The sequence below is a fragment of the uncultured Methanobrevibacter sp. genome (assembly GCF_900316895.1).
GTDB lineage: Archaea > Methanobacteriota > Methanobacteria > Methanobacteriales > Methanobacteriaceae > Methanocatella.
This window is the reverse complement of record NZ_ONER01000141.1, coordinates 1-2,210: the sequence shown is the minus strand read 5'-3', so window position 1 is coordinate 2,210 and position 2,210 is coordinate 1. Positions and strand designations below refer to the sequence as shown.

General features: G+C 33.6%; 3 protein-coding genes. All 3 read right to left on the bottom strand.

What is annotated here, in order from left to right:
* A partial coding sequence (locus QZN27_RS09825; RefSeq protein ID WP_296787048.1) for an STT3 domain-containing protein occupies positions 1-197 on the bottom strand: 197 nt, incomplete at its 3' end.
* 211 nt (positions 198-408) lie between these two features.
* Positions 409-1,398, bottom strand: a complete 990-nt coding sequence (locus QZN27_RS09820; RefSeq protein ID WP_296787045.1) for an acyltransferase — start codon at positions 1,396-1,398, stop codon at positions 409-411.
* 77 nt (positions 1,399-1,475) lie between these two features.
* On the bottom strand, positions 1,476-2,210 hold a 735-nt coding region (locus QZN27_RS09815; protein WP_296787042.1), incomplete at its 5' end, for a topoisomerase DNA-binding C4 zinc finger domain-containing protein.

Here is a 2,210-nt window from a genome sequence, read left to right as displayed (position 1 = left end):
TTGGTCAACCTGTAGTTATAATATGAATCCATTTCACTGAAGTAAGGAAGACCTGATGCGTCGGTATATAATGCCTTACCGTCAGCATCTAATCCATTTAAATCAGCTGCAGGAGCTTTTAATGCAAATACAATAGCCATGATGATTAAAATAATGATAATCCCTTTGCCTATTGTAAATAATGTTTCTCTATTCATTAAAATCCTCTGTCTAATTTTTTAGTTAAAATTATAAGAAATAAATAAAAATAATTTTACAATATGAAAAATATTTTTATTGGTATATATATCTGATTTTACTATTATTAAAAGATTATGTATTAATTTACAAATACATTTAAAAACTAATCAGGCATGAAAAAATAATTTAAATCACAATTTTTAGAAAAGTTGAGTGTGTCTATATTTACTACACTCCACTGAACATTTTTAAGTAAGGAATTTTGCTTACAATATACACCGGCAGCCATGAAAGGAATATTAATGCTATGAACATCGGTAAAAATAATAAATTAGAATGCGGATTGACAATAGATAATGCCTTAAGCACCATCACATGTGAAAAATACATCCCATAACTGCAAATGCTTATTGAAAATATTATCCTGCCCATTGCATTATTTTTAATATGCTCAAAGGAGGTCATATTATCAATGGATTTGATTAAAATGAAAAATGAAGATGCAATGAAAATCATTGGAACATTCTGATAAATCAATTCGATCAAACCGAGTTTAGCATAATCAATATAAACATATACACCCAATGAAATTAAAAGAGCTGCAATTGAGATAATGTATAATTTTTTATCGGAAATGTTGAATTTTTTATTGTTTAAATAATATCCCAGAACAGGATATCCGATATATCCGGCAAAAAAGTCCAGATTGAAATTGGTGAACAGAGGATATGAGTTGAATGTTTTGAAAATCATGGTGACAAACCAAATTATCAGGAAATATTTCATTCCTGTTTCTCCATATTCCTTTAAAAATGTATTAAGAATAGGTATTGCCAAATAGATTCCAATCAATGTCCAAAAATACCATGTAACTGAAAAATCTCCAATAATTACCGGAATTATCATGGAATGTTCATGGAAGACATAAAGTCCGATTACCAATAGGGATACCCAAAATATAAATGGATATATTATTCTTGTAAACCTCTTTTTTAAAAAGACAGACAGGTCATAATCCTTATTAAGCAATAATGCTCCGCTAATCATTAAAAATATAGGTACACCCATTCTTCCAATATCATGGAGAACATACTTTGCAATAACCTGTAAAGGAGTGTTCAACGGACCATAGAATATATCCATATGACATAATAAGACTGCAATAATAGCAAATGCCCTTAAAAAATCATAGTAAAATATTCTTTCTTTCTTATTCATCATATCTAATCTGTTTTTAATCATTAATATTTTTATATAATAATTGCATTATGTGATAGAATTCTATTGCATCAGATTTATTTTTTTAATTTATGTTCGAGCTCTTCAACTGAACATGTGAACCTGCACTTCGGAAATCCGCTGCAGCCGATGAATTCGCCGTAACGACCTGAACGCTTCAGGAGTTGCTTTCCGCACTCAGGGCATTCACCGACTTCTGTCGGTTTATAAGGTTTGGTGTTTTCCTTGCCGCAGTTAGGATCCAAACATGCCCTCTGTCTAGGCTTTCCGAATGAGATTATCGGCAAACCGCATTTCTCACATGTCTTTTTAAGGAAGTTGGTTCCCTTCGGAATGGAATATATTGTTGTGCAGTCAGGATAATTTGAACATCCCACAAATGACCCTCTTGTTTTGGCGGAATACCTTTTGACAAGCTTTCCTCCGCATGTAGGACATGTTCCTACGATGTTTGATGCCTGATAGGCTTCGTACAGTTTATTTCCAATGCCCTGCTGGTTCTTGTCGATGTCAGTGAGGATTTCCTTGACGTCCTTTTCACCTTCCTGAACAACGCTTTCCTTTGTGGTCTTGTCCTGGTTGATTCCTTCCAACTGGACCTCCAGGTCCCTTGTGAGCTTTTCTGAGGTCAAGTTCTTACAGTAGGTGTTGAGAGTGTCGATGAGGTTTTCACCGAGTTCGTTAACCTCAATTTTGGTACCTGATATGTACTTTCTGTCATACAGCTTGTCCACAATGTCTGCACGGGTTGCCTTGGTACCGAGGTTTTTCTTTTCAAGTTCCTTGATTAA